The 22,450-nt window shown below is 72.4% G+C and carries 22 protein-coding genes; 8 read left to right on the top strand and 14 right to left on the bottom strand.

Annotated features, from left to right (window positions below):
• Window positions 1-2: 2 nt before the first annotated feature.
• The 6 genes from KHP12_RS12485 to KHP12_RS12460 are packed head-to-tail and all read right to left on the bottom strand — an operon-like array spanning window position 3 to window position 3,833.
• Window positions 3-1,817, bottom strand: a complete 1,815-nt coding sequence (locus KHP12_RS12485) for a complex I subunit 5 family protein (protein WP_086884472.1) — start codon at window positions 1,815-1,817, stop codon at window positions 3-5.
• 4 nt (window positions 1,818-1,821) lie between these two features.
• Window positions 1,822-2,166, bottom strand: coding sequence for a sodium:proton antiporter (locus KHP12_RS12480; RefSeq protein ID WP_037965275.1), 345 nt, complete (start codon window positions 2,164-2,166; stop codon window positions 1,822-1,824).
• Window positions 2,163-2,963, bottom strand: coding sequence for an MnhB domain-containing protein (locus tag KHP12_RS12475; RefSeq protein WP_086884473.1), 801 nt, complete (start codon window positions 2,961-2,963; stop codon window positions 2,163-2,165). Before KHP12_RS12475 ends, KHP12_RS12480 begins: the two co-directional genes overlap by 4 nt.
• Complete coding sequence (locus KHP12_RS12470) at window positions 2,960-3,241, bottom strand: Na(+)/H(+) antiporter subunit B (RefSeq protein WP_086884474.1); 282 nt, start codon at window positions 3,239-3,241, stop codon at window positions 2,960-2,962. The genes KHP12_RS12475 and KHP12_RS12470 overlap by 4 nt, the downstream gene beginning before the upstream one ends.
• A complete protein-coding gene (locus KHP12_RS12465) occupies window positions 3,238-3,672 on the bottom strand; it encodes an MrpF/PhaF family protein (RefSeq protein WP_086884475.1) in 435 nt (144 codons plus the stop codon). The genes KHP12_RS12470 and KHP12_RS12465 overlap by 4 nt, the downstream gene beginning before the upstream one ends.
• Complete coding sequence (locus tag KHP12_RS12460) at window positions 3,669-3,833, bottom strand: hypothetical protein (RefSeq protein WP_167442678.1); 165 nt, start codon at window positions 3,831-3,833, stop codon at window positions 3,669-3,671. Before KHP12_RS12460 ends, KHP12_RS12465 begins: the two co-directional genes overlap by 4 nt.
• 196 nt (window positions 3,834-4,029) lie before the next feature.
• Here KHP12_RS12460 and fxsA point away from each other — a divergent pair, with 196 nt between their 5' ends.
• Window positions 4,030-4,632, top strand: a complete 603-nt coding sequence (fxsA, locus tag KHP12_RS12455; RefSeq protein WP_372455190.1) for an FxsA family membrane protein — start codon at window positions 4,030-4,032, stop codon at window positions 4,630-4,632.
• A 127-nt stretch (window positions 4,633-4,759) separates the two neighbouring features.
• Here fxsA and KHP12_RS12450 read toward each other — a convergent pair whose 3' ends face one another.
• Window positions 4,760-5,134 (bottom strand): RNA polymerase-binding protein RbpA, encoded by a 375-nt coding sequence (locus tag KHP12_RS12450; protein WP_014056358.1) that lies wholly within the window; start codon window positions 5,132-5,134, stop codon window positions 4,760-4,762.
• A 256-nt stretch (window positions 5,135-5,390) separates the two neighbouring features.
• Complete coding sequence (gene yczE, locus KHP12_RS12445) at window positions 5,391-6,056, bottom strand: membrane protein YczE (RefSeq protein ID WP_086884476.1); 666 nt, start codon at window positions 6,054-6,056, stop codon at window positions 5,391-5,393.
• Window positions 6,057-6,152: 96 nt separating this feature from the next.
• Between yczE and KHP12_RS12440 the strand changes: the two genes are divergently transcribed.
• On the top strand, window positions 6,153-7,676 hold the full coding sequence (locus KHP12_RS12440) for an SCO1417 family PLP biosynthesis transcription factor (protein ID WP_037965292.1): 1,524 nt from the start codon (window positions 6,153-6,155) through the stop codon (window positions 7,674-7,676).
• Between the two features lie 214 nt (window positions 7,677-7,890).
• Here KHP12_RS12440 and KHP12_RS12435 read toward each other — a convergent pair whose 3' ends face one another.
• Together KHP12_RS12435 and KHP12_RS12430 are read right to left on the bottom strand one after the other, a co-directional pair.
• Entirely contained in the window at window positions 7,891-9,534 is a 1,644-nt protein-coding gene (locus tag KHP12_RS12435) for a hypothetical protein (RefSeq protein ID WP_211832945.1), read from the bottom strand.
• Between the two features lies 1 nt (window position 9,535).
• Window positions 9,536-9,730, bottom strand: coding sequence for a hypothetical protein (locus KHP12_RS12430; protein WP_037965369.1), 195 nt, complete (start codon window positions 9,728-9,730; stop codon window positions 9,536-9,538).
• Between the two features lie 239 nt (window positions 9,731-9,969).
• Between KHP12_RS12430 and KHP12_RS12425 the strand changes: the two genes are divergently transcribed.
• The 4 genes from KHP12_RS12425 to KHP12_RS12410 all read left to right on the top strand — a co-directional run bounded on the left by KHP12_RS12425 (window position 9,970) and on the right by KHP12_RS12410 (window position 14,345).
• On the top strand, window positions 9,970-10,395 hold the full coding sequence (locus KHP12_RS12425) for an ankyrin repeat domain-containing protein (protein ID WP_086884478.1): 426 nt from the start codon (window positions 9,970-9,972) through the stop codon (window positions 10,393-10,395).
• A 193-nt stretch (window positions 10,396-10,588) separates the two neighbouring features.
• Window positions 10,589-11,911, top strand: coding sequence for an ROK family transcriptional regulator (locus tag KHP12_RS12420; protein WP_086884479.1), 1,323 nt, complete (start codon window positions 10,589-10,591; stop codon window positions 11,909-11,911).
• A 129-nt stretch (window positions 11,912-12,040) separates the two neighbouring features.
• Complete coding sequence (locus KHP12_RS12415; protein WP_211832944.1) at window positions 12,041-13,384, top strand: ROK family transcriptional regulator; 1,344 nt, start codon at window positions 12,041-12,043, stop codon at window positions 13,382-13,384.
• A 100-nt stretch (window positions 13,385-13,484) separates the two neighbouring features.
• Window positions 13,485-14,345, top strand: coding sequence for a glycoside hydrolase family 16 protein (locus tag KHP12_RS12410; protein WP_210610222.1), 861 nt, complete (start codon window positions 13,485-13,487; stop codon window positions 14,343-14,345).
• Window positions 14,346-14,395: 50 nt separating this feature from the next.
• Here the strand turns inward: KHP12_RS12410 and KHP12_RS12405 are convergent, their stop codons facing one another.
• Window positions 14,396-15,004, bottom strand: coding sequence for a serine hydrolase domain-containing protein (locus KHP12_RS12405; RefSeq protein WP_246648526.1), 609 nt, complete (start codon window positions 15,002-15,004; stop codon window positions 14,396-14,398).
• A 260-nt stretch (window positions 15,005-15,264) separates the two neighbouring features.
• Here KHP12_RS12405 and KHP12_RS12400 point away from each other — a divergent pair, with 260 nt between their 5' ends.
• Both KHP12_RS12400 and KHP12_RS12395 read left to right on the top strand, forming a co-directional pair.
• Window positions 15,265-16,692, top strand: a complete 1,428-nt coding sequence (locus KHP12_RS12400) for an MFS transporter (RefSeq protein ID WP_086882868.1) — start codon at window positions 15,265-15,267, stop codon at window positions 16,690-16,692.
• The gene (locus KHP12_RS12395; protein ID WP_086882869.1) at window positions 16,689-17,879 is read left to right on the top strand and encodes an FAD-dependent monooxygenase; all 1,191 of its coding nucleotides are present in this window, start codon (window positions 16,689-16,691) and stop codon (window positions 17,877-17,879) included. The genes KHP12_RS12400 and KHP12_RS12395 overlap by 4 nt, the downstream gene beginning before the upstream one ends.
• A gap of 5 nt (window positions 17,880-17,884) precedes the next feature.
• On the opposite strand, the gene KHP12_RS12390 is transcribed toward KHP12_RS12395, so the two are convergent.
• From KHP12_RS12390 to KHP12_RS12380, 3 genes are read right to left on the bottom strand one after another with little or no spacing between them, the layout of a single operon-like run.
• The gene (locus tag KHP12_RS12390) at window positions 17,885-18,577 is read right to left on the bottom strand and encodes a response regulator transcription factor (protein WP_086882870.1); all 693 of its coding nucleotides are present in this window, start codon (window positions 18,575-18,577) and stop codon (window positions 17,885-17,887) included.
• Complete coding sequence (locus KHP12_RS12385; protein WP_211832943.1) at window positions 18,574-19,971, bottom strand: sensor histidine kinase; 1,398 nt, start codon at window positions 19,969-19,971, stop codon at window positions 18,574-18,576. Before KHP12_RS12385 ends, KHP12_RS12390 begins: the two co-directional genes overlap by 4 nt.
• Before the next feature lie 7 nt (window positions 19,972-19,978).
• Window positions 19,979-22,234 (bottom strand): MMPL family transporter, encoded by a 2,256-nt coding sequence (locus KHP12_RS12380; RefSeq protein WP_211832942.1) that lies wholly within the window; start codon window positions 22,232-22,234, stop codon window positions 19,979-19,981.
• Between the last annotated feature and the right edge of the window lie 216 nt (window positions 22,235-22,450).

The following is a 22,450-nucleotide window of genomic DNA, read 5'->3' as shown; positions in this document are numbered from 1 at the left end:
GCTCAGCGGACCCCCGGGACGGTGAGCACCGTGAGCAGCGCCGTCCCGGCGATCAGCCAGGCGACGTAGTCGCCGATATGCCCGGACTGTAGTCGTCGTACAGGCGCGAGCAGCGCGGCCGTCCCGGTGTGGACCGGCCGTCGCACCGCCAGTGTGGCCAGGGTGATGGCGAGGGCCGTGGAGAGCAGCCCGAGCAGGATCCCGGTCAGCTGCCAGTGCGGTGGCAGATGTGCCGGGGCGGCCGCGGTGTGTCCGTCGAGGACCGTCCGACGGTAGCCGCCGGTGTCGGTGAACAGCGCCCCGGCCCGGCCCACCGCGGACCCGACGGCCGGGATCACCCCGAGGGCCAGCGACGCGGCCAGCAGCGCGGCGGGCACCGCCAGCAGTGGCACCGGGATGCGCACAAGACGGCCGCCGGTCTCGGGCTCCTCCTCGCCGGTGGTCTCCGGGCCGCCCTCCTCCTCGTCCCGGGGCCGCCGGCCCACTCCGGCGAAGATCCGCAGCCCGGCGCGCAGCACCGCGCCCCCGGTCACCGCCGACACCAGGACGTAGAGCGCGGGCAGCCATCCGGCGGTGTGCCCCGCGGCCTCCTCGGCGGCGGCCTTGCCGAGCCCGGAGCCGAACGGCGGCAGCCCGCACAGGCCCAGCCCGCCCAGCGCGAACAGCACGCCGACGGCGGGCAACTCCCGCGCCCGGCCGAACAGCTCGTGCTCGTCCACGGTCGCGTACCGGTCCAGCAGCACCCCGGCGCAGGCGAAGAGCGCCGCCTTCACCCCCGCGTGGCCCAGCACGTACAGCGCCGTGCCCGACATCCCCTCGGGGGTGAGCACGGCCACGCCGATCAGGAACAGCCCGGTGTGGGCCACGGTCGAGAACGCCAGCAGCCGTTTGAGATGGCGCTGCTGCCAGCACATCACCGCGCCCAGCAGCGCCGTGAGGACGCCCAGCACCAGCAGCGCGCGGGTGAAGTCGGGGTGGGAGAGCCCGCCGGGCCCGGAGAAGACCGTCCAGTAGACCCGGGCGACCCCGTAGACACCGAGCTCCACCATCACCCCGGACAGCAGCATGCACACCGGCGTCGGCGCGACCGCGTGTGCGTCGGGCAGCCAGAAGTGGAACGGAACGGCGGCCGCCTTCACCAGCAGCCCGGTGGTCACCAGGACGAACGCGGCGAGCACCAGCCCGTCCGGCCCCTCCGCGTCCAGCCGCCGCCCGATCTGGGCGAACCCCAGCTCCCCGGTGCGCGCGTACAGCAGCGTGATGCCCAGCAGGGTGACGTAGGCGCCGAGGGAGTTCACCACTCCGAAGGCCAGCGCGCCCTGGAGCGGTTTGGGCTCCTCGACGCGGAAGCCGGTCAGCGCGTAGGCGACCGCGCCCATCAGCTCGAAGAAGACGAACGCGTTGAACAGGTCCCCGGTCAGCGCGAAACCGCACATGCCCGCCTGGAACACCAGGACCAGCGCGGGGAAGGAGCCGGTGTGACGGCGCGGGGGCTCCTCGAAGTAGCGCCAGGAGTAGACCAGGACGGCGACGACGAGCAGCGAGACCAGCGCCGCGAGCCCGGCCCCCAGCGGATCGCCGACCAGCACGATGCCCACCCGCCGCCAGCCGCCCACCCACTCCACCGGATAGGTCCCCGGTCCGGGGTGACCGGCCCGGAACAGCACCAGGAGCGCCATGGCGGCGGTGGCGGCGGCGAAGGCGCAGCCCACGATGTCGGAGACGAGCCGGGGCAGCCGCCGTCCGGTGGCCACCAGCACCGCCGCGCCCAGCAGCGGCACCGCCACCACCAGCGGCAGCAGTCGTGCGGTGTCCACCCGGTCAGCCCTTCAGCTCGGACAGGGCGTCCGGGTCGACCGTGCCATGGCGTTTGCGGAGCTGGACGACGAGCGCGAGCAGCAGCGCGGTCACGGTCGCGCCGACCACGATGTCGGTGAGGGTGAGCGCCTGGACGACCGGGTCGACCACCCGGCTGTCCGTGGGCGCGTCGGCGAAGACCGGTGCGGTGCCGCCGTTCCGGTAGCCGACGGCGAGCAGCAGCACATAGGTGGAGGACTGGGTGACGGCCAGGCATCCCACGGCATGGATGAGGTCCCGGCTGGTCACCAGCCCGTACACACCGATCAGAAAGATCCATCCGGCGACCAGATACGGCAGGACCGTCACGCTGGCTCCCTCTCGTCGTCTCCGTTGCCCCCGCTGTCTCCTGTGTCCCGCGGGCTCCCGTCGTCTTCCCCGGGCTCCTCGATCTCCACCGCCTGATCCAGGAACCGGGCCAGCAGGACCACGATCCCGCTGGTGACCTCCAGGCCGACGGCCGCGTTGAGCACCATCGCCGTGCCGCCGGAGGACAGGGTCGCGATGGTGCCGAAGGGCAGGACGTTGGCGAGGAACGCCGACCCCGCGAGGACGGCCGCGAGCCCGTTGATCACGTACGCCGCCTCGCCCGCGGCCTCCCCGATCTCGTAGAGGGTCAGCGGGCGGACCCGCTCCAGGGCCCGGTAGTCGGCGGCGATGTAGAGCAGATGCAGGGCGGTGGCCGTGACCACCCCGCCCTGGAAGCCGCCGCCCGGGCTGATCTGGCCGTGCGCGATCACGTAGAGGCCCAACAGCAGCGCGAACGGCAGCGTCAGCAGCGCGAACCGGCGCACCGGGGGATGGACCGTGGCGGGCTCGGGATCCTTGCGGTGCTCGTCCCGGGCCTGGCGGAGCAGCACCACGGTGCCGATGACGGCCGAGAAGAGGATGGTCTCCTCGCCGAGCGTGTCGAAGGCGCGCAGATCGAAGTTGACGGACGCGATGACATTGGCCGTGTGATGGCTCAGTGCGGCGTGCACGGCTCGCGCGCCGTACGGGTGCGGGACGGTGCCGAACGCCGGCAGGTCGAAACAGGCCGCGGCGAACAGCGCGGCGAACCCGGCGGCGCCCACCAGGAAGACCCACAGCCGGACCCGGGAGCTCATCGCTCCCGGCCCGCCGTCTCGTCCACGCCGTCACCGCTCCCCGGGCGGCGCCGCACCTTGCGCACGGTCAGCAGGATCATCAGGGGCGTCACCGCCGAGCCGACGGCGAGCTGCGAGAGCGCGACGTCCGGCGCCTGGAGGAAGGTGAACAGCAGGGCCAGCGTCAGGCCGAGGAAGGACAGCACCAGCGCCTGCCGCACCGGGTCACGGTTGAGCACGGCGGCGGTGGCGGCGCCCGCGGCCAGCAGCAGCGCCACGGCGATCAGCACATCGGTCATGCCGTGACGCCCCCCTTACCGCCGCGGCCGCTGGTCACCACGCTGCCCGCGATCAGCAGCGCGCCGATCAGCAGCAGCTTCACCATGGCCCGGCCGGGCCCGGTCGCCACGCACAGCGGCAGCACTGTGGCGGGCACTCCGACCAGCGCCGTCCAGCGCACCAGCCGGGAGTCGGGCAGGACGTCCAGGAAGCGGGCGTAGATCAGCGTGCCGGTGGGCCCGAGCACGCTGACCACCAGCGCCACATCGTTGTACGAGGTCCGGTGGAAGCCCTGTGCGGCCAGCAGCAGCACAAGACCGGCCAGCAGCGAGGTGAGGTTCTGGCCGATCAGCCGGTCCTTGGGCGAGCCGTAGGCGATCCGCCACAGCACCGGTACGAGCGCGAGCAGCGGCACCAGGGCCGCCGCCAGCCAGCCGTCGGAGGTGCTCACCGGTCCGTCACCGCCCGGCGCCCGGCGCGCGCGAGCACGGCGGCGGCCAGCGCGGAGGCCGACCCGACCAGGAGCTCCAGGGGGTCCACGGTGCTGATCAGCACCAGCCAGACCCCGGTCAGCGCCGCCCACCACACGAGGACCTCCAGCACAGCCGTCATTCGACACCTCCGTCGGCGGCGGGTACCCGGCCCGCCGCCGCCGATACCTCGCGCTTTCGCGGATTCCGCCCGGTCTCCTCGAGGCTCCTGGACCCTGTGGGACCCCTCGCGCGTTGGAATCCATGAGATCCCTCGATCCCCTTGGCCGTGCGACCCGCGCTCCGTATCGGTCACGGGCCCGGGCACACTTGGAGGCATGATGACCGGCGCATCGCAGCAGAGCGACCCGACCCGCCCGAAGCGCTCACGCGCCCGCACCTTCGTACCGCTGGGGATCGCCGCCTGGCTGGTGCTGGAGATCTGGCTGCTGACCCTGGTGGCGGACGTCGCCGGAGGGCTGACCGTCTTCCTGCTGCTGGTCGCGGGCGTGGTGGTGGGCGGGGCCGTGGTCAAGCGCGGCGGCCGCCGGGCGTGGCAGAGCCTGGCCGGGTCGATGCGGCCGGGCGCCGAGGAGCCCGCCGCGCGGCCGGGAAGCTCCTTCACGATGCTCGGCGGGCTGCTGCTCATGGTGCCGGGGCTGGTCTCGGACGTGGCCGCGCTGGTGTGCCTGTTCCCGCCGACCCGGGCGCTGCTGCGGCGCCGCGCGGAGAGCGCGCTGTCGCGCCGGATGGGCTTCGTCCCCGGATCGCCGTCCGACCCCTTCCAGCAGGCCCGTGAGCAGTGGGAGCGCCGGGACGGGCGGGAGCGCCCGGAGCAGGGCACGGTCATCCAGGGCGAGGTGATACGGGACGGGGACGACCGGGACCGGGACAGCGACGGAGAGCCGGGGCCCGGGCTGCGGCCGCGCGACCGGGGCTGAGCCACGGCACGGCCGGCGCGAAGGGCGCACATCGGCCGGCGCGAAGGGCGCACAAGGGCCGGGGCCACTGCTGAGCAGTGGCCCCGGCCCTTGTACTTCAGTTGTTACCGCAGTGCTGCCGCTCGGTTCAGGCAGACTTACGGGTGTCCCGCGGATGCACGGCGATGTTCATGGCACCGGAGCGCAGAACCGCCAGCCGCTCGGCCAGCACCTCCTCCAGCTCCTCGCGGGTGCGCCGCTCCATGAGCATGTCCCAGTGCGTGCGCGCGGGCTTGCCCTTCTTCTCCTCTGGACCGTCGCCGTCGACAAGGAGTGCCATGGCGCCGCACGCCTTGCACTCCCACTCCGGCGGGATCTCCGCCTCTACCGAGAACGGCATCTCGAATCGATGGCCGTTCTGGCATGCGTACTCCACCGCCTGGCGCGGGGCCAGATCGATGCCGCGGTCGGTCTCGTAGCTGGTCACCACGAGTCGCGTGCCGCGAAGAGCTCGCTCACTCATGAATCGTGCCTCCCGGGCTTGTCGCCCACAGGACAGGTGTCGCTGTCGTCGTCATCCGGTCAACGTCCGGTCGGCGGTGAAGATTCCCGTATTGGGACATGCGTCGCCCGTCGTGCCGCCCCGTTGTTCTACCCACAGGCGCCCGGTTTGTCACATCTGGCAGCAGATGTCACCCAGCGTTTCTGGTACTTTAGCGCGCAGTAACGGTCCGCCTGGTAGGCCAAGGGCGTACACTACCGCCCCGGCGGCCCCAGACCTAAATCAGGTCCCGGACCTGGGCCCTGGCGCCGCCGCGCGCCACGATCCCGGAGCCCGTCCCGCCGGGTGCGGGAATCGCGAAGACCCGCAGGAAGTACTGCGACAGCGGCCCGATGGTCAGCGCGAACAGCACCGTTCCCACCCCCACCGAGCCGCCCAGCGCGAAGCCGGTGGTCAGCACCGCGAGCTCGATCCCGGTCCGCACCAGCCGGATCGACCACCCGGTGCGCCGGTGCAGTCCCGTCATCAGTCCGTCCCGCGGACCCGCCCCGAACCGCGCCGAGATGTAGAGCCCGGTGGCCACGCCGCACAGCACGATCGCGAAGAGCAGCAGCGGAATCCGCACCGCCAGCGCCTCCGGCTCCGGTATCAGCCACAGTGTGCCGTCCATCACAGGCCCGATCACCAGCACGTTCGACACCGTGCCAAGCCCCGGCCGCTGGCGCAGCGGGATCCACAGCAGCAGCGCGGCGACGCCGACGACGACCGTCACCGTGCCGATCGACAGCGAGGTGTGCTCGGAGATGCCCTGGTGGAAGGCGTCCCACGGGTCGAGACCGACCATGGCGCGCAACTGGAGCCCCATGGACACCCCGTAGAGCACCAGCCCCACGTAGAGCTGGGCAAGACGGCGTGGAAGGCGGTGGCGTGGAAGGTCGGACAACGCGTGCTCCTGGTGTGAGTGGCCTGGGGCATGTCACTCTGTGGCCTGGAACCAGTCCAGTTCCACGGCCAATCTCCGAAAGGTGGACCGCATTCGATGAGTCCATGGACGTCCGCTGTCGGGGCACCCCAACTGGCCCGGCTGCTCGGGTCACAGCACACCCGCGACGGCGTGGCCGCCGGGGCCGCGGCCTCACTGACCGGGGGCCGCCGCGTCCCCGCCTACCGCTCCCTCGCCGACGGCGTACGGCTGCTCATCCTGGAGGGCCGGGTTCCGGTCGCGGCCCGCCTCCCCGCCGAGCGCGAGCTCGCCGCGGCGCTCGCGGTCAGCCGCACCACCGTCGCCGCCGCCTACGAGGCGCTGCGCGGCGAGGGGTTCCTGGAGTCCCGGCGCGGCGCCGGGAGCTGGACCGCCATGCCCGCCGGAAGCCCGCTGCCCACCCGGGGGCTCGATCCGCTCCCGCCCGAGGCCGCGGCCTCCGTGATCGACCTCGGCTGTGCCGCGCTGCCCGCCCCCGAACCCTGGCTCACCCGCGCCATGCGCGGCGCCCTGGACGAACTGCCGCCCTACGCCCACACCCACGGCGACTACCCCGCCGGGCTGCCCGCCCTGCGCCAGGCGCTCGCCGACCGCTACACCGCCCGCGGCATACCGACCATGCCCGAGCAGATCATGGTCACCACCGGTGCCATGGGGGCCGTCGCCGCCGCCTGCCGGCTGATGGTCCGGCCCGGGGAGCGGGTCGCCGTCGAATCGCCCAGCTACGCCAACATCCTCCAGCTGATGCGGGAGGCGGGCGCCCGGCTCGTCCCCGTCGCCATGGCCGACCGGCTGGCGGGCTGGGACATCCCGTCCTGGCGCCAGGTGCTCAGCGCCGCCGCGCCCCGGCTGGCCTACGTCATCGCCGATTTCCACAACCCCACCGGCGCCCTCGCCACCGAGGACCAGCGCCGCCAGCTCGTCGACGCCGCCCGCTCCGCCGGTACGGTCCTGATCGCCGACGAGACCATGGCCGAGCTGCGGCTGGACGACGAGGTGGAGCTGGTCCGGCCGGTCTGCGCCTTCGACCCGGCGGGCAGTACCGTGATCACGGTCGGCTCGGCGAGCAAGACCTTCTGGGCGGGGCTGCGGATCGGCTGGGTGCGCGCCGCGCCCGATGTCATCCGCAGCCTGGTCGCCGCCCGCGCCTACGCGGACCTGGGCACCCCCGTCATCGAACAGCTCGCCGTCGCCTGGCTGCTGAACACCGGCGGCTGGGAGGAGGCCATCGGGATCCGCCGGGAGCTCGCGCGCGGCAACCGGGACGCGCTCGTCGACGCCCTGCGGCGCCATCTGCCCGACTGGGAGTTCACCGTCCCGCACGGCGGGCTCACCCTCTGGGCCCGCACCGGTGGCCTCTCCGGCTCCCGCATCGCCGAGGCGGGCGCCCGGCTGGGGGTCCGGGTGCCGTCGGGGCCGCGCTTCGGGGTGGACGGCGCGTTCGAGGGGTACGTACGGCTGCCGTTCACGGTCGGGGGAGCGGTCGCGGACAAGGCCGCCACCCGGCTGGCCGCGGCCGCCGACCTGGTGGCCACGGGCGCCACGATCGAGGCGGAGGCGCCGCGGACGTATGTGGCCTGAGCCGCCGTAAGGCGACGCGGCGGTGGCCCCCCGGCCGGCTAAGCCGCCTCATTGAAGTCCGGTGCGGTTCGGGTGCGCCCCGAAGGGGCGCGGGGCTGTGCCGATATGCGGCTCCGCCGCGGCTGTGTCGATATGCGGCTTCGCCGCGTGGGCGACCAGCCACGACGGCGCCGCGGACGATCGACGACAGGTCAGGGCACTTCCAGCGGAGCGCTTAGCCCCCGACAGGTGCCGGGGCCTGGGGTGCCGCCGGGTCCGGGGCCGGGAGCAGCCGGAGCACCGCCTGCCGCTCGGCCTCACTGGCCGCCTCGTCGTACGGATCGGGCGTGGCCGGCACCTGGAGGCGGTGCACCGGGCCCGCGCCGAGGCGGGCGTAGCCGCGGCCCGGAGGCACCTCGGGCGTCGGCGTGGTGTGCGGCGGCGCCCCGAGGACGGCCGTGACCTGCTCGGACGGGACCGGGCCCAGTACCACCCGGGCCCGGGTGTGGCTCCGTACGGCCTCGCTCAGCGCCTCCGCGGCGTCCAGTTGATCGGCCACCACCACCCTTACGTTCGCCGCCCGTCCGTGCCGCAGCGGCACGGCCAGCAGCTCCTGCGGATCGGTACGGCCGTCCGCCGCCGCGAGATGGCTCATCACCGACGGCCGGTCCAGCAGGATCCACAGCGGGCGCTGGATGTCCTCCGGCGGCGCGTGCCCCAGCTGGCGGGCGCGGTTGGCGGCGATCAGCCGGCGTTCGGTCTCATGGCCCGCCCACTCCAGCGTGGCCAGCGTCCCGGCCGGCCCGCACTCCACGGCCAGCACCCCCGTACGTCCGCTCAGACACGCGTACTCGCCGGTGCCGCCGCCGTCCACCACCAGCACCTCGCCATGGGGCAGCGCCTGGAGCGCGATGGAGCGCAGCAGGGTGGTGGTGCCGCTTCCTGGCTGGCCGAGCGCGAGCAGATGCGGTTCGGTCGAACGGGGGCCGGTGCGCCAGACCACCGGCGGTACGTCATGGGTCTCCGGCCCGTCCGCTGCCGCCTTCTTGAGGCCGACCTCCCGCGTGCCCTCCGCGCTCTCCTCGTCTTCCTCGTCCTCCCCGCACGTCTCCGGCCCCGCCAGCACCGGCAGCGTCCGCTGCACCGACGAGGGGTCGGTGAAGCCCAGCACCGTCTCCCCGGGCGCGGTGACGAAGCGCTGGGCGTGGATCGCGGTGGACAGGGCGGGCAGCACGGTCAGGGTGAGGCTGTTGGCCTCCTCGTCCCACTCGAACAGATATTCACGGCCGCGCCCCGACTTCGCGTACAGCAGTTGCTCGATCCGGGTGCGGGCCGCGGGCTCGCCGTCGGTGAAGTACGCGGGGTAGTGGAGGCGCAGCCGGGTGAGCCGTCCGCTCTCGTCGAAGGCGAAGGAGTCGAACGCCTCGGACCAGTCGCCGCCGTGGCTGTAGAGCGGGCTGGGGTCCTCGGAGGCGGAGAAGTACGGCACCAGCGCCTCGTAGAGCGTGCGCAGCCGCTCGGTCCCGTCGGCGGGCGTCTCGGAGGCGGCGCCGGCGCGCCCCCGCCCGGCCCAGCCCGCCGCGCCGATCAGGCTGATCGCCGCCGCCAGGGGCCCGTACGGCAGCAGGTAGAGGACGAAGCCGCAGGCGACCACGAGGGTGCACACCGGTCCCCGGCGGTCGCCCGGCAGTTCCGTCCACTTGCGTCGGCCGACGGCGGCGAGCACGCGCAACCCGCGCGAGAGCGCGACCAGCGGCTGGAGCACATCGGCGACGCCGTCGGCCGTGCTGCGGGCGAACGCCCGGCCGCGGCCGGGCGGGACGGGCGGGGTGCCCCCGGCGCTGCCGAGACGGAGGCGGGGGAGCGGTCTCCGGCCCACGTCAGATCTTGATCCCACCCAAGAGGCCGGCGAGGCTCGCGCCGCCCGCCTTGATGCTCGGGGCGATCGCGGTGGACGCGAGATAGAAGCCGAAGAGCGCACAGATGACCGCGTGCGACCCCTTCAGGCCGTCCTTGCGGAAGAAGATGAAGACGATGATGCCGAGCAGCACGACGCCGGAAATGGACAGGATCATCACGGTCTCCTGGCTGATGGGGGACGGTCAGTCACCATGAGTGGTTCCAGGATCACAGCATGCATCCACCGGGCGAAAGGTGCAATTGGGTGGATTATCGGTGTAATCATCACCATGGAGGCGTGGCGCTACGGGTCGACCGCCTGCCGGGCGGGGCGCCCGCCTGCCCGGGTGGGCCGGCCGCCGTCCTTAGGGTGGATGATCACATACCCAGGTAGCGAAGCCGGAGGCGACAGGCCATGACCGAATCGAACCCCGAGAGCGAGCCCGCCCACGACCCGGAGGTGCTCCAACTGGCGGCCAAGGTCTTCGACCTGGCCCGGCAGGGTGACACCGATACGCTCGCCGCCTATGTGGACGCGGGCGTCCCGGCCAACCTCACCAACGACAAGGGCGATTCCCTGCTCATGCTCGCGGCCTACTACGGCCATCCCGCGACGGTGTCGGCCCTGCTGGAGCGCGGCGCCGACCCCAATCGGGTGAACGAACGGGGTCAGACCCCCATCGCGGGCGCCGCGTTCAAGGGTGAGGCGGAGGTGTTGAGGGTGCTGCTGGCCAAGGGTGCCGACCCGCGCGCCGGATCGCCCTCGGCCGTCGAGACGGCGCGGATGTTCGGGCGGGAGGATCTGCTCGCGCTGTTCCAGGCCCCCGGTTCGGAGCGGTGAACCGTACGGCGGACACAAGGCGGCGCCGCTCGGCCGCCGTTGACCGGATGAGGGGCGGCACCCCGTCAACCCACCCTTGACCGTTCAAAAAGTGAAGCGCGAGACTTCATTCAGGCCGTGAGTTAAGCGATGAAACCAGTCGGCGTCAAGAGCGGCCGCGTCCGGTAGGTTCGGGCAGGGGGGAAGGAGCCCGATGGGTCAGATGAACCGACGGACCGTCCGCGACCTGCGGCGCGGCAACCGTTCGACGCTGCTGCGCCAGCTGTACTTCCGGGGCCCGGTGAGCCGTCAGGAACTGGGGACGCTCACCGGGCTCAGCTCCGGTTCGGTCAGCAATGTCGTCGGCGAGCTGCTCGCCGACGAACTGGTGGAGGAGGCCGGGTCCGTCGAGTCCGACGGCGGCCGCCCCCGCACACTGCTGCGGGTCACGCCGGGCGGCGGCCATCTCATCGGGGTCGACGTCGGCGAGACCCATGTCCGCGTCGAGCTGTTCGACCTCGCGCTGACCGAACTGGCCCGCTGGGAGCATCCGCTGACGCCCGGAGGGCTGGAGCGGGATCCGGAGCCGGTCGTCGGCCACATCCTGACCGGCCTGAACGCGGTCGTCGACAAGAGCGGCGCCTCGCCGGAGGCCGTCATCGGCGTCGGGGTCGGCGTCCCCGGCGTCGTCGAACAGGGGGACGAGATCCTCGTCCACGGCCCGACCGCCGGGCGGGACGCGGTGCCGCTGGAGCGGCTGCTGCGCACCGGCACCCAGTTGCCGCTGTTCATCGACAACGGCGCCACCGCGCAGGGGCAGGCCGAGATGTGGTTCGGGGCGGGGCGCGGCGCGGACAACGCGGTGATCGCGCTGATCGGTTCCGGCGTCGGCGCGGCCATCGTGACCGCCGGGGTGCCGTACCGGGGTGCGACCAGCAGCGCGGGGGAGTGGGGGCACACGGTCGTCCAGGTCGGCGGGCGCGCGTGCCGATGCGGTGCGGTCGGCTGTCTGGAGGCGTACGTCGGGGCGCAGGCGGTGCTCGACCGCTACGGGCACGGGGCGCGCGGAGCCGGTGTGGACGGCGCGGACGGTGCGGTCGGTGGCGGTGAGGGCGGCTTGGACGGTGCCGCTGAGGGCGGTGTGGGCGGCTTGGACGGTGCCGCTGAGGGCGATGTGGGCGGCGCGGACGGTGCCGGTGAGGACCAGCAGGCCGCGTTCGCCGCGATCGTAGGGGCCGCCGGGAGCGAGGCGCGGGCGCGCGAGGTGCTGGAGGAGACCGCCGCCTACCTCGGTGCGGGCATCGCCGATCTGATCAACCTCTTCAACCCCGAGCGGATCATCCTCGGTGGCTGGGCCGGACTGCTCCTCGGCGGCCGCGTCCTCCCCAGGATCCGGGCCGCCACCGCCTCCTACGCACTGCGCAGGCCGTACGCCCAGACCGAGATCGGGCTGGCCGAACTGGGGCCCGATGCCGTGGCGTTGGGCGCGGCCACACTGCCGCTGGCGCACTTCCTCGCCACCGGTGGAGCGCGCTGAGGGTTCGACTTCTGTCGGTTCAGGGCGAGTTGGGTCGGACGCCGCCTCAAATTCTTTGATGCAAGAAGGTCCAGACCTATTGACATGCATTGAACAGGGCTGGACATTGTGTCTCCCCGGAGGTGACCGATGACGGCCAAGGCGCGGACAGCCCAGCCCTCGCTGCGCACCACCGTGCGCGATCCGCGGCACGGCGGCCGCTCCTCGCTGCTGTGGACGCTGTATCTGCACGCTCCGCTCAGCCGCCAGGAGCTCATCAACCGTACGGGGCTCGGCGCCACCACCGTGAGCGCGGTGATCGGCGAACTGATCGCCGAAGGCGTCGTCACGGAAGAGGCGGAATCCCACCGGCTGCGGCCGGCCGCCGGGCACCGGTACGTCATCGGCGTCGAGGTCGCCGATGCCCGGGTCCGGGTCGGGCTGTTCGACCTCGCCCTCACCCAACGGGCCGGAGCCGTCCACCCGTTACCCTCCGGTCCCTCCCCTGAGCACGGCGCCGAGACCGCCGTCCGCCACATCCTGACCTTCCTGGACGCCGTCATCGAGGAAGCCGGGATCCCCCACGGGCACATCCTGGGCGTCGGCGTCGGCGTTTCGGCCACCGGCTGGGACGGCGTCCCCCTGGAACGGATGCTGCGCACCGGCACCGCGCTGCCCCTGCACATCGACAACGGCGCGGAGGCCCTGGGCCGGGCCGAGATGTGGTTCGGCGCGGGCCGTGGCGTCCAGCACGGCGTCGTCGCGCTCATCGGCTCCGGCGTCTCCGCGAGCGTCATCACCCACGGCTCCCCCTACCGGGGCGCCACCGACAGCGCGGGCGAGTGGGGCCACACCACCGTCCAGGCCGGGGGCCGCCGCTGCCGGTGCGGCGCGCGCGGCTGCCTGGAGGCGTACGTCGGGGCCGAGGCGGTCCTGGAGCGCTACCGCCGGGCCCGGCGCGGCCGTGTCACCCCCGGCGCCGACGACGAGTCCGCGTTCGCCGCGCTGCTCGCGGCCGCCGACACCTCGTCGGCCGCACAGCGCGTCCTGGAGGAGGCGGCGGTGTACTTGGCCGCCGGAATCGCCAATCTCGTCAATCTCTTCAACCCCCAGCGGATCATCCTCGGCGGCTGGGCCGGGCTGATGTTCGGCGCCCGTATGCTGCCGCGGATCCGCGAGACGGTGGCCGCGCAAGCGCTGCGCAGACCCTACGCGCAGACCGACATCGGGCTGTGCGGGCTCGGCCCCCACGCCGTGGCGCTCGGCGCCGCCGCCCTGCCCGTCCGCCACTTCCTGACCGAGGGCGCGCACCGTCCCGCCCGCCACCCGGCCACCACCCCTCAAGGAGCGCTGACGCGCCCTCCTCCCATCTGTCGCCCGGCCACCGCCCCTCAAGGAGCGCCGACGCGCCCCCCTCCCGTCTGTCGCCCAGCCACCACCCCGCGAGGAGCGCCGACGCGCGTGGCCCCCACCACGCGTATGCCCGTGTCGTAGCGCCCGCGGACCCCGGCCCCCCACCGCCGGACACACACCTTCCCCCACCGGACCGGCACCCACCGGTCCCCTCCCCCACACAGGAAGGCACCACCGTTCCATGAGAAGTACGCTGCGCAACACCGTGATCGGTCTGCTCTCCGCGACCGCGCTCGCCGCCACTCCCTGGCTCACCGCACCGGCCACGGCCACCACGGACACCCCCCATACCAAAGCCGCCGCGGCCGAGTTCACCGACAACTTCGACGGCGCGGCGGGCAGCGCGGTCGACGGCTCCAAGTGGGGCCTGGAGACCGGTGACAACGTCAACAACCACGAGCGGCAGTTCTACACCGACGGCAACAAGAACGCGGCGCTGGACGGCAACGGCAACCTCGTCATCACCGCCCGCAAGGAGAACCCGGCCAACTACAACTGCTGGTACGGCCAATGTGAGTACACCTCCGCCCGCCTCAACACCTCCCAGAAGTTCACCACGGCCTCCGGCCATGTCGAGGCCCGGATGAAGCTGCCGCAGGGCCAGGGCATGTGGCCCGCCTTCTGGATGCTCGGCAGCGACATCGGCAGCGCGGGCTGGCCCAACTGCGGCGAGATAGACATCATGGAGAACGTGGGCTTCGAGCCCAGCACCGTCCACGGCACCATCCACGGCCCCGGCTACTCCGGCTCGGGCGGCATCGGCGCCGGCTACACCCTGCCCAATGGCGGCAAGTTCTCCGACGACTTCCACACCTTCGCCATCGACTGGTCGCCGAACAAGATCACCTGGTCCGTCGACGGCAACGTCTACCAGACCCGCACGCCCTCGGACCTCAACGGCAACCGCTGGGTCTTCGACCACCCCTTCTACATCATCCTCAACCTGGCCGTCGGCGGTGACTGGCCCGGTGACCCGGACGGCAACACCTCCTTCCCGCAGCAGCTGGTCGTCGACTACGTCAAGGTGACGGGCGGCAGCTGACGCCCACGGCCGATGTGGAAGCCCGCTGAGCGGTGTGCTCGCCGGTGTCATCAGCAGGGGCGGACCGCCTCCGAGACCGCCGCGACGAGGGCTTCCACATCGGCACCCCAGCGTGAGACGAGGGTGAGATCACGGGCCGGGTCCACCCACAAGAGGTGATTGCCGCCGTTGCCCCGGGCGCAGCGCCCGGTCGACGGGGCCTGTGGCCACACCACGCGGCCGTCGTTGAGCCACCACGTCAGCCCGTACTCCGGCTTGACGGCACACGGTGTCCACAATGCCTCGATCCAGCACCGTGACACGATCCGGCGCCCGGCCCACTCCCCACCGCTCAGGCAGAGCCGGCCGATACGGGCCAGGTCGAGCGCGCTGATCCGCAGCCCGCCGCCCCGGTGGGCGCCACCGGACACCACGGGAACGCGGACGCCGCCGATGTCCGCGAACGCGTTGTCGTAGCCGTGCTCCACGGAGCCGCAATCGGGTTCGTCCAGCCGCAGCAGTCCGTCGTCGAAGGCGATGCCCGCGACGAGGGCCGGCACGCTCTTGGTCGCGCTGAAGGCCATCTCCACCCGGCCCGGATCGCCCCAGCGGGCGAGCACCCCGCCGCGCCGCACGACCACACCACCGGGCCCGTCCCCGTTCAGCAGCGGCCCGATCACCTCGCGGTCTCTCCCTCCCGTGGCAAACACACCCTCCGGCCGGCCGGCTCGGGGCGGCCTGTAGTGCGCAGGCACCAGGACACCTGGGTGGCTGGTCCGGGCGCACCAGGGGAAGACGGCGGCGGGGGACGATGCCCGGCGGGGCGCCGGAGGGAAGTGTTGGAGGCGCGCGAATCTCGCGCATCGCGCACACATCAAGCAGGTTCACGCACCTGCTCGCGACCAACGATGAACCCGCAACCAACGATGAAAGGGACGCTATGTCCCAAGCTGTGGTTTCCCCGTCCCCGTCCCCGTCCCCATCCCCGTCCCCGGTCCGCGTCGGGAGGCTGTCGATCGGTGCCCTCGGCATCTTGGCACTCGCCCTCGGCACCCTTCAGACCGTGGTGGATCCCGCGCTCCCACTGCTCCAACGTGAGCTGGGAGTCAGCTCCGGCGAAGGGGCGCTGGTCTCCAACGCGGTGCTCATCACCGGCGCCGCCATCGCACCCGTCGCAGGCAAACTCGGCGACCGCTACGGCGGAAAGCGGGTGCTGGTCCGGCTGATGGCGGTGGTCTCGGCCGGTGGTCTGCTGGCCGGTCTGGCGCCGAATCTGCCGGTGTTGTTGCTCGGTCAGGTATTGCAGGGCGCCATGGTGGGTGCGCTGCCCCTTTCCTTCATCCTGGTGCGCAAACACCTCCCGGCAGGCGAGTCACAGCTGGGGATGGGGCTGGTCATGGCGCTGTTCACGGGTGGCGGCATGGTGGGAACGCTGACCGCCGGGCCGATCGCGGAAGGACTCTCCTGGCATTGGATGTTCGCGCTGCCGACGATCGTGATCATCGCGATGACGTTGGTCGTGGCCCGGTTGATGCCGCATGATCCGCCGATCGAATCGGAGTACAGGTTCGACTGGCCGGGCGTGGTTCTGCTGAGCGGTACGTTGCTCGCGTTCATGCTCGGGCTCGTGCGGGTGACCGGCGACGACGGCCTGCCGCCACTCGCGGTCGGCGCCCTCGCGGTGGCCGTGGCGGCCCTCGCGACCGGATGGGTCGTCGTCGAGCGCCGGGCCGCCTCGCCGATGGTCGATCTCCGCATGCTGGCGAAGCCCGCGATGTGGCACGCGTGCATGCTCACCATCGTCATCACCACCAGTTTCGGAATGGTGAGCTTTCTGCTCCCGCAGCTGTTCGGGGTGGAGGGCGACGGGTACGGCTTCGGAGCCGACACCACCGACATCGGACTGTTCCTTCTCCCCGGCGCCATCGCCGGGGCGGTGAGCGATTCCGTCGGCGGGATCACGGCACGGCGTTTCGGGCTGCGTGCCGTGGTCATCGTGGGCGCCGTCGTCACGGCGGCCACGATGGTCGCCCTGGTGTCGCTGCACACCGCGGAATGGCAGCTCGTCCTCGCGAAGGCGCTGGCCGCGATGGCCGCGGGCGCGGGTACCACGGCGTTGCTCACCAGCGCCGCCGGCGCCGTCGAGACCAAGGACACCGGCATCGCCACCAGCGTGCTCGTGGTGACACGCGTGATCGGCATCGCCCTGGGCGTCCAGATCGCCGCCGCGATCCTCGACGCCGGGGCCGACCCGAAGACGGGCCTGCCTGCCGAATCGGCCTTCGTCACAGGGTTCGCCGTCGCCGGCCTCGTTGCCGCACTGTCCCTGCTCGTCGTCCGTATCACGAAGAAGGAAGCTCAGGCATGACACCTACCGGCGAAGTTCTGATCTCCGGGGCCAGTATCTCCGGACCCGCGCTGGCGTACTGGCTGCACCGGTCCGGATTCGCGGTCACGGTGGTGGAGAAGGCAGGCGCGCTGCGCGACGGTGGTTACCCCATCGACATCCGCGGTACCGCGACAGAGGTGGTCCGGCGGATGGGGATACTGCCGCGGCTGCGGGACGCGCACGTCGACTCGCGTCGCTGCACCTTCCTCGACGCCGATGGCAGCGAAGTGGCCTCGCTCAGCCCGTCGGCCGTCGCAGGCGGTGTCGAGGGACAGGACCTGGAGGTGCGTCGTGGCGATCTGGCCACGGCCCTGTACGGAAGCGTCCGCGACGACGTGGAGTTCCTGTTCGACGACTCCATCGACACCCTCGACCAGTCCGGACACGGGGTCGACGTCACGTTCCACAGTGGGCGACGGCGCACGTTCGACCTGGTGGTCGGCGCCGACGGCATGCACTCACAGACCCGGGAGTCCGTGTTCGGCCCCGAAGAGCGGTTCCACCGCTACCTCGGCTACTGCTTCGCCATCTTCACCATGCCGAACACCTTCGGGCTCTCCCGTGAGGTCATGATGTGGAACACCCCGGGGAGAGCCGCGGCCCTCTACGCCGTCGGGGACGACGACGAGCTGCACGCCTTCCTGACCTTCCACCAACCGGAACCGCCGATCGACGCCCTCCGGAACCCCGAGGCCCAGCGGGACCTGGTCGCCGCGGTCTTCGCGGGCGCGGGATGGGAGGTCCCCGGCATGGTCGGCGCCATGCGCGACGCGGATGACCTGTTCTTCGACACGGCCGGCCAGATCCGCATGCCCCACTGGTCCAGCGGCCGCGTGGCGCTCGTCGGCGACGCCGCGTACGCACCCTCGTTCCTCACCGGACAAGGCTCGAGCCTCGCGCTGGTCGGTGCCTATGTGCTCGCCAACGCCCTGGCCACCAACCGGGACCACACCGCGGCCTTCGCCGCCTACGAACGCGACGTCCGTGAGTTCGTCGCCATGAACCAGGCACTGGTCGACAACGGTGGGGCCAGGCTCTTCCCCACCACGGCGCGGGCCCTGGAGCAACGCAACACCATGCTGCGTGGCCTCGTCACCTTGCCCTCCGCGACGCCACGACCGGCCCACTCGGCCCTTACGCTGCCCGAGTTCGCCCCGATGCCGTGACTCGACTACGACAGGCGGTCCGTGCCGCCCTCGGGGGCGGCGCGGACCAGGCCCGTCTGGTAGGCGATGACGACGAGTTGCGCCCGGTCGCGGGCCTCCAGCTTCGTCATGGCGCGCTGCACATGGGCGCGGACGGTGAAGGGGCTGAGGAACATCCGCTCGGCGATCTCCTGGTTGGACAGGCCGGTCGCGACCAGGGCGACCATCTCGCGTTCACGCGGGGTGAGCACGGCGAGCTGTTCGGGGCGGTGCCGCGGGGTGTGGTCCGGTGTGGCCAGGAAACGGGCGACCAGGGAGCGGGTGGCGGCGGGGGACAGAAGAGTGTCGCCGCCGGCGATCGTACGCACGGCGTCCAGCAGGTCCTCCGCCCCGATGCCCTTGCCGATGAAGCCTCCGGCCCCCGCGCGCAGCGCCTGGGCGACGTACTCGTCGGTCTCGTACGTGGTGAGGATCAGGATGCGGCTGGCCCGCAGTTCCGGGTCCGCGCAGATCTCCGACGTGGCGGTGAGACCGTCCACCTCGGGCATCCGGATGTCCATGATCACCACGTCCGGGCGCAGCTCCCGGGTGAGTCTCACCGCCTCCCTGCCGTCGGCGGCCTCGCCGACCACGGTGATGTCGTCGGCACTGTCGAGAAGCAACCGGAAGGCACCGCGGAGCAGGGCCTGATCGTCGGCGAGCAGCACCCGCAGCGTCATGGCGCATCCCCGGCCTCTCCGCCGCCCGTCCGACCGCCGTCTGTCGCCCCGTCAGCCATCCGGTCCTCGAGGGGCGTTGCTCCGTCGGTCCGCCGCACCGTGTCCTTGGCGGGCGGGAGGGGCAGCTGGGTGGAGACGAGGAAGCCACCCTCCGGGCGCCTGCCCGCGGAGAGGTGTCCCCCGACCGCGGTGGCACGTTCCCGCATCCCGATCAGACCGTAACCGGGCGGACGGTCCGGCCCCGTGGCCGTACGCGGTCCCGTGGCCGTACTCCGCCCCGTGGCCGTACTCCGCCCCGTGGCCGTACGCGGTCCCGTGACCGCACTGGGCCCCGTGGCCGCGGTCGGCGCCGTACGGGCGCCCCCTCCGTCGTCGGCGACGGTGATGGTCACGCGATCGCGGTTCCAGACCAGGCGCACCCGGGCGCTACCGGTACCGGCGTGCTTGGTCACGTTGGTCAGGGCCTCCTGGACGATGCGGTAGGCGGTGAGGTCCACCCCCGGCGGCAGCGGCCTGGCCGTGCCCTCCTGGTGCACCGAAACCTCCAGACCCGCGCGGCGGAAGGACTCGAGGAGCGTGGGAAGCCGGGACAGCCCGGGCGCCGGTTCGTCGGGCGCGGCCGCGTCCCCGGACTGACGCAGCAGACCGACCGTGGCCCGCAGTTCGTCGAGCGCGTCGCCGGTGGTCTCGACGAGCTCCTTCAGGCTCTTGCGGGTCTGCTCCGGGCGGGTGTCGAAGAGATGGGCGGCGACCGAGGCCTGCGCGTTGGCCAGGGTGATCTGATGGGCCACGAGGTCGTGCAGTTCCCGGGCGATGCGCACCCGTTCCTCGGCCACTCTCCGGCGCGCCTCGCTGTCCCGGGTCTTCTCGGCCCGCCGGGCCCGCTCCTCCACGGCCGCCAGGTAGGCCCGCCGGTTCTGCGTCGAGTGTCCGAGCACGCCGGCCACCAGCGGGAACGCCGCCACCGCCCCCACCCTGCTCGCGTCCTTCCACGAGAGGGCCCCGAACAAGGGGGTGGAGGCGACCAGCAGCGCCACGGAGGTGAGCGACACCGCGCTCACCGCGTGCCGTTCGGTGCGCGCGGTGAGCGAGTAGGCGGTGATCACGGCGGGTGCCACGATGAGCGGGCTCAGCAGAACGCCCAGGAACGGCACCAGCACCCCGGCCGCGGTCGTGGCCGCCATGGCGGCCAGCGGCGCCCGGTGCCGCACCGGCAGCACGGCACAGGACACCACGGCGATGAAGTAGGCGGCGGCGGGCGGCCATGACAGTGTGCGGCCGTCCTCCTGCACCACGCCGCCGAGCAGACAGAGCGCGAACGCCGTCGCCGTGAGCGCGCCCTCCCGCCACCAGGTGCCCCGTGGCCGCGGGCCACCGCCACCCGAGTTCGTCATGGCCGGCTCAGTCCCGGCCGACGGGGAGCCGCGGCACCGCCGTGTCCGGCGCGGTCATGGAGGCCGGGGCATGCCTGCTCAGTTTCTCGCCCTCGATGTCCACGTTCGGCAGCACACGGTTCAGGATACGAGGCAGCCACCAGGCCCGGTGGCCGAGCAGCGCAAGGACCGCGGGTGCGATCGCCATCCGGACCACGAAGGCGTCGAAGGCGACGGCGGCGGCCAGGCCGACGCCCATCGTCTGGATGGTCGGGCTGCTCATCCCGATGAATCCGGCGAACACGCTGATCATGATGATCGCCGCCGCGGCCACCACACGTCCGCTGTGCCGGAAACCGCTGACCACCGCCTCGCCGGGGGACGCGCCATGGACGTGGGCCTCCCGCACCCGGGTGAAGAGGAAGACCTCGTAATCCATGGCGAGGCCGAACACGATGCCGATGATGAGAATCGGCATCAGCGACATGACCGGTCCGGTCTGCTCGATGCCGATCAGGTCCGCCGCCCAGCCCCACTGGAAGACGGCGACGAGCACGCCGAAGGCGGCACCCACCGACAGCAGGAAGCCGAGCGCGGCCTTGACCGGGACCAGGACCGAGCGGAAGACCACCATCAGCAGGAGCACCGCCAGGCCGATGACCACGGTCAGATAGGGGACGAGGGCGTCGGACATGGCTTCGGAGATGTCGATGTTCATCGCGGTGGTTCCGGTCACCAGGATGGCGGCGCCCGTGTCGGCCTCGACACCGGAGACCGCGCCCCGGATCGCGTGCACCAGGTCCTTGGTCTCGCCGCTGTTCGGCGCGGTCCGCGGGACGGCGGTGAGGACGGCCGTGTCCTTGGTACGGCTGAGAACCGGATCACCGACCGACGCGACCCCGTCCACTCCCCGTACGGTCTTGACGACCAGGTTCGTGGTGGCCTGGGTGTTCCCGGACTCCGAGGTGTCCACCACCACGGTCAACGGGCCGTTGAAGCCGGGGCCGAAGCCTTCCGACAGCAGGTCGTAGGCGCGGCGCTGGGTGGTCTCCACCGACTTGGACTCGTCCCCGGGCAGCCCGAGTTCGAGGCTCAGCGCCGGCAGGGCGACGGCGCCGAGGCCGAGTCCTGCGGTCAACAGCACGGCCACCGGCCGGCGCAGCACGAACCGCGCCCAGCGGGTGCCCAGGCCCTTCGCCGGGGTTGCCGCGATGGGCTGCCGGTGCGGGCGCTCGCTTCCCGACCCGCGATACGCGGGTGCCTTGCGGACGGCGCGGGACAGTACCCGGCGGCCGAAGAAGCCGAACAGCGCCGGGACCAGGGTCAGCGCGACGAGTACGGCGAGGGCCACGGCGCCCGCGCCGCCCATGCCCATCTTGGTGAGTTCGGGGATTCCGACGACCCCAAGGCCGACCAGGGCGATGAAGACGGTCGCGCCGGCGAAGACGACGGCGGATCCGGCCGTGCCCACCGCCCGGCCGGCGGCCTCCTCCGGCTCGCTGCCCCGGGCGCGCTCGTCGCGGTAGCGGGAGGTGATGAAGAGCGCGTAGTCGACGCCGACCGCCAGCCCCAGCATCAGCGCCAGGATGGCGACGGTGGACGTCAGGCCCAGCGGCACGGCCAGCGCGGAGACCAGGCCGAAGGCGATGGCCACGCCCACGAAGGCGGTCAGCAGCGACAATCCGGCCGCGGCCAGCGACCCGAGGGCGAGGACCAGCACCACCGCGGCCACCGCCACGCCGATGATCTCCGTCGTACCGCCCGGCTCCTCTTCCGCGTCCAGGGCCGAGCCGCCGATCTCCACGGTCAGCCCGGCGCCCCGGGCCTGGCTCGCGGCGTCCTCGAGGGCGCTCTTCGTCGACTCGGTCAGATCGACGGCGCCCGCGGTGTAGGTGATCGTGGAGTAGGCGATGGTGCCGTCCTCGCTGACGGCGTCGTCCTCATAAGGGTCGGCGACCGACGCGACCTGATCGCCCCCCTCCAGCGAGCCGAGCGCGTCCTCGACGGCCGCCTTGTTCTCCCTGGCCGTCATCCGCTGCCCGTCCGGGGCCCGGAACACCAAACGGGCCTCGGCGGCCTGGGAGTTGCTCTGGGGGAAGCGCTCGTCCAGCAGGTCGAACGCCTTCTGCGACTCGGTGCCGGGCATGGAGAGGTCCTCTTCCTTCCCCTCCGGCGCCATGGCGGCCGCGGCGATGGCCAGCACCAGGACGCCCAGCCACAGACCCCCGACGAGCCGACGCCGCCGGAAGGCCCACCGTCCGATCCGGTAAAGAAATGTCGCCACCTGTTGATCACTCCAGACACCGCTGGGCAAGGGGAACGCGCGGGGATTCACGCGCCTCCAACACTTCCCTCCGGCGCCCCGCCGGGCATCGTCTCCCGCCGCCGTCTTCCCCTGGTGCGCCCGGACCAGCCACTCAGGTGTCCTGGTGCCAGCGCACTACAGGCCGGCTCGGGCCGGGGCCATGCCGACCGGACCGGTTCGCCGGGCCGTACGGGA

Origin of the sequence: Streptomyces asiaticus (genome assembly GCF_018138715.1) — a bacterium.
In the GTDB taxonomy this organism is placed as follows: domain Bacteria; phylum Actinomycetota; class Actinomycetes; order Streptomycetales; family Streptomycetaceae; genus Streptomyces; species Streptomyces asiaticus.
This window is presented reverse-complemented; position numbering and strand designations above follow the sequence as displayed.

What these genes read in the sequence shown, in the direction of transcription:
- KHP12_RS12475 (WP_086884473.1), bottom strand. Translation starts at nt 2,963, where the DNA reads ATGAGCTCCCGGGTCCGGCTGTGGGTCTTCCTGGTGGGCGCCGCCGGG.
- KHP12_RS12470 (WP_086884474.1), bottom strand. Translation starts at nt 3,241, where the DNA reads ATGACCGATGTGCTGATCGCCGTGGCGCTGCTGCTGGCCGCGGGCGCC.
- KHP12_RS12460 (WP_167442678.1), bottom strand. Translation starts at nt 3,833, where the DNA reads ATGACGGCTGTGCTGGAGGTCCTCGTGTGGTGGGCGGCGCTGACCGGG.
- fxsA (WP_372455190.1), top strand. Translation starts at nt 4,030, where the DNA reads ATGATGACCGGCGCATCGCAGCAGAGCGACCCGACCCGCCCGAAGCGC.
- KHP12_RS12450 (WP_014056358.1), bottom strand. Translation starts at nt 5,134, where the DNA reads ATGAGTGAGCGAGCTCTTCGCGGCACGCGACTCGTGGTGACCAGCTAC.
- KHP12_RS12440 (WP_037965292.1), top strand. Translation starts at nt 6,153, where the DNA reads ATGAGTCCATGGACGTCCGCTGTCGGGGCACCCCAACTGGCCCGGCTG.
- KHP12_RS12430 (WP_037965369.1), bottom strand. Translation starts at nt 9,730, where the DNA reads ATGATCCTGTCCATTTCCGGCGTCGTGCTGCTCGGCATCATCGTCTTC.
- KHP12_RS12425 (WP_086884478.1), top strand. Translation starts at nt 9,970, where the DNA reads ATGACCGAATCGAACCCCGAGAGCGAGCCCGCCCACGACCCGGAGGTG.
- KHP12_RS12420 (WP_086884479.1), top strand. Translation starts at nt 10,589, where the DNA reads ATGGGTCAGATGAACCGACGGACCGTCCGCGACCTGCGGCGCGGCAAC.
- KHP12_RS12415 (WP_211832944.1), top strand. Translation starts at nt 12,041, where the DNA reads ATGACGGCCAAGGCGCGGACAGCCCAGCCCTCGCTGCGCACCACCGTG.
- KHP12_RS12410 (WP_210610222.1), top strand. Translation starts at nt 13,485, where the DNA reads ATGAGAAGTACGCTGCGCAACACCGTGATCGGTCTGCTCTCCGCGACC.
- KHP12_RS12400 (WP_086882868.1), top strand. Translation starts at nt 15,265, where the DNA reads ATGTCCCAAGCTGTGGTTTCCCCGTCCCCGTCCCCGTCCCCATCCCCG.
- KHP12_RS12395 (WP_086882869.1), top strand. Translation starts at nt 16,689, where the DNA reads ATGACACCTACCGGCGAAGTTCTGATCTCCGGGGCCAGTATCTCCGGA.
- KHP12_RS12390 (WP_086882870.1), bottom strand. Translation starts at nt 18,577, where the DNA reads ATGACGCTGCGGGTGCTGCTCGCCGACGATCAGGCCCTGCTCCGCGGT.
- KHP12_RS12385 (WP_211832943.1), bottom strand. Translation starts at nt 19,971, where the DNA reads ATGACGAACTCGGGTGGCGGTGGCCCGCGGCCACGGGGCACCTGGTGG.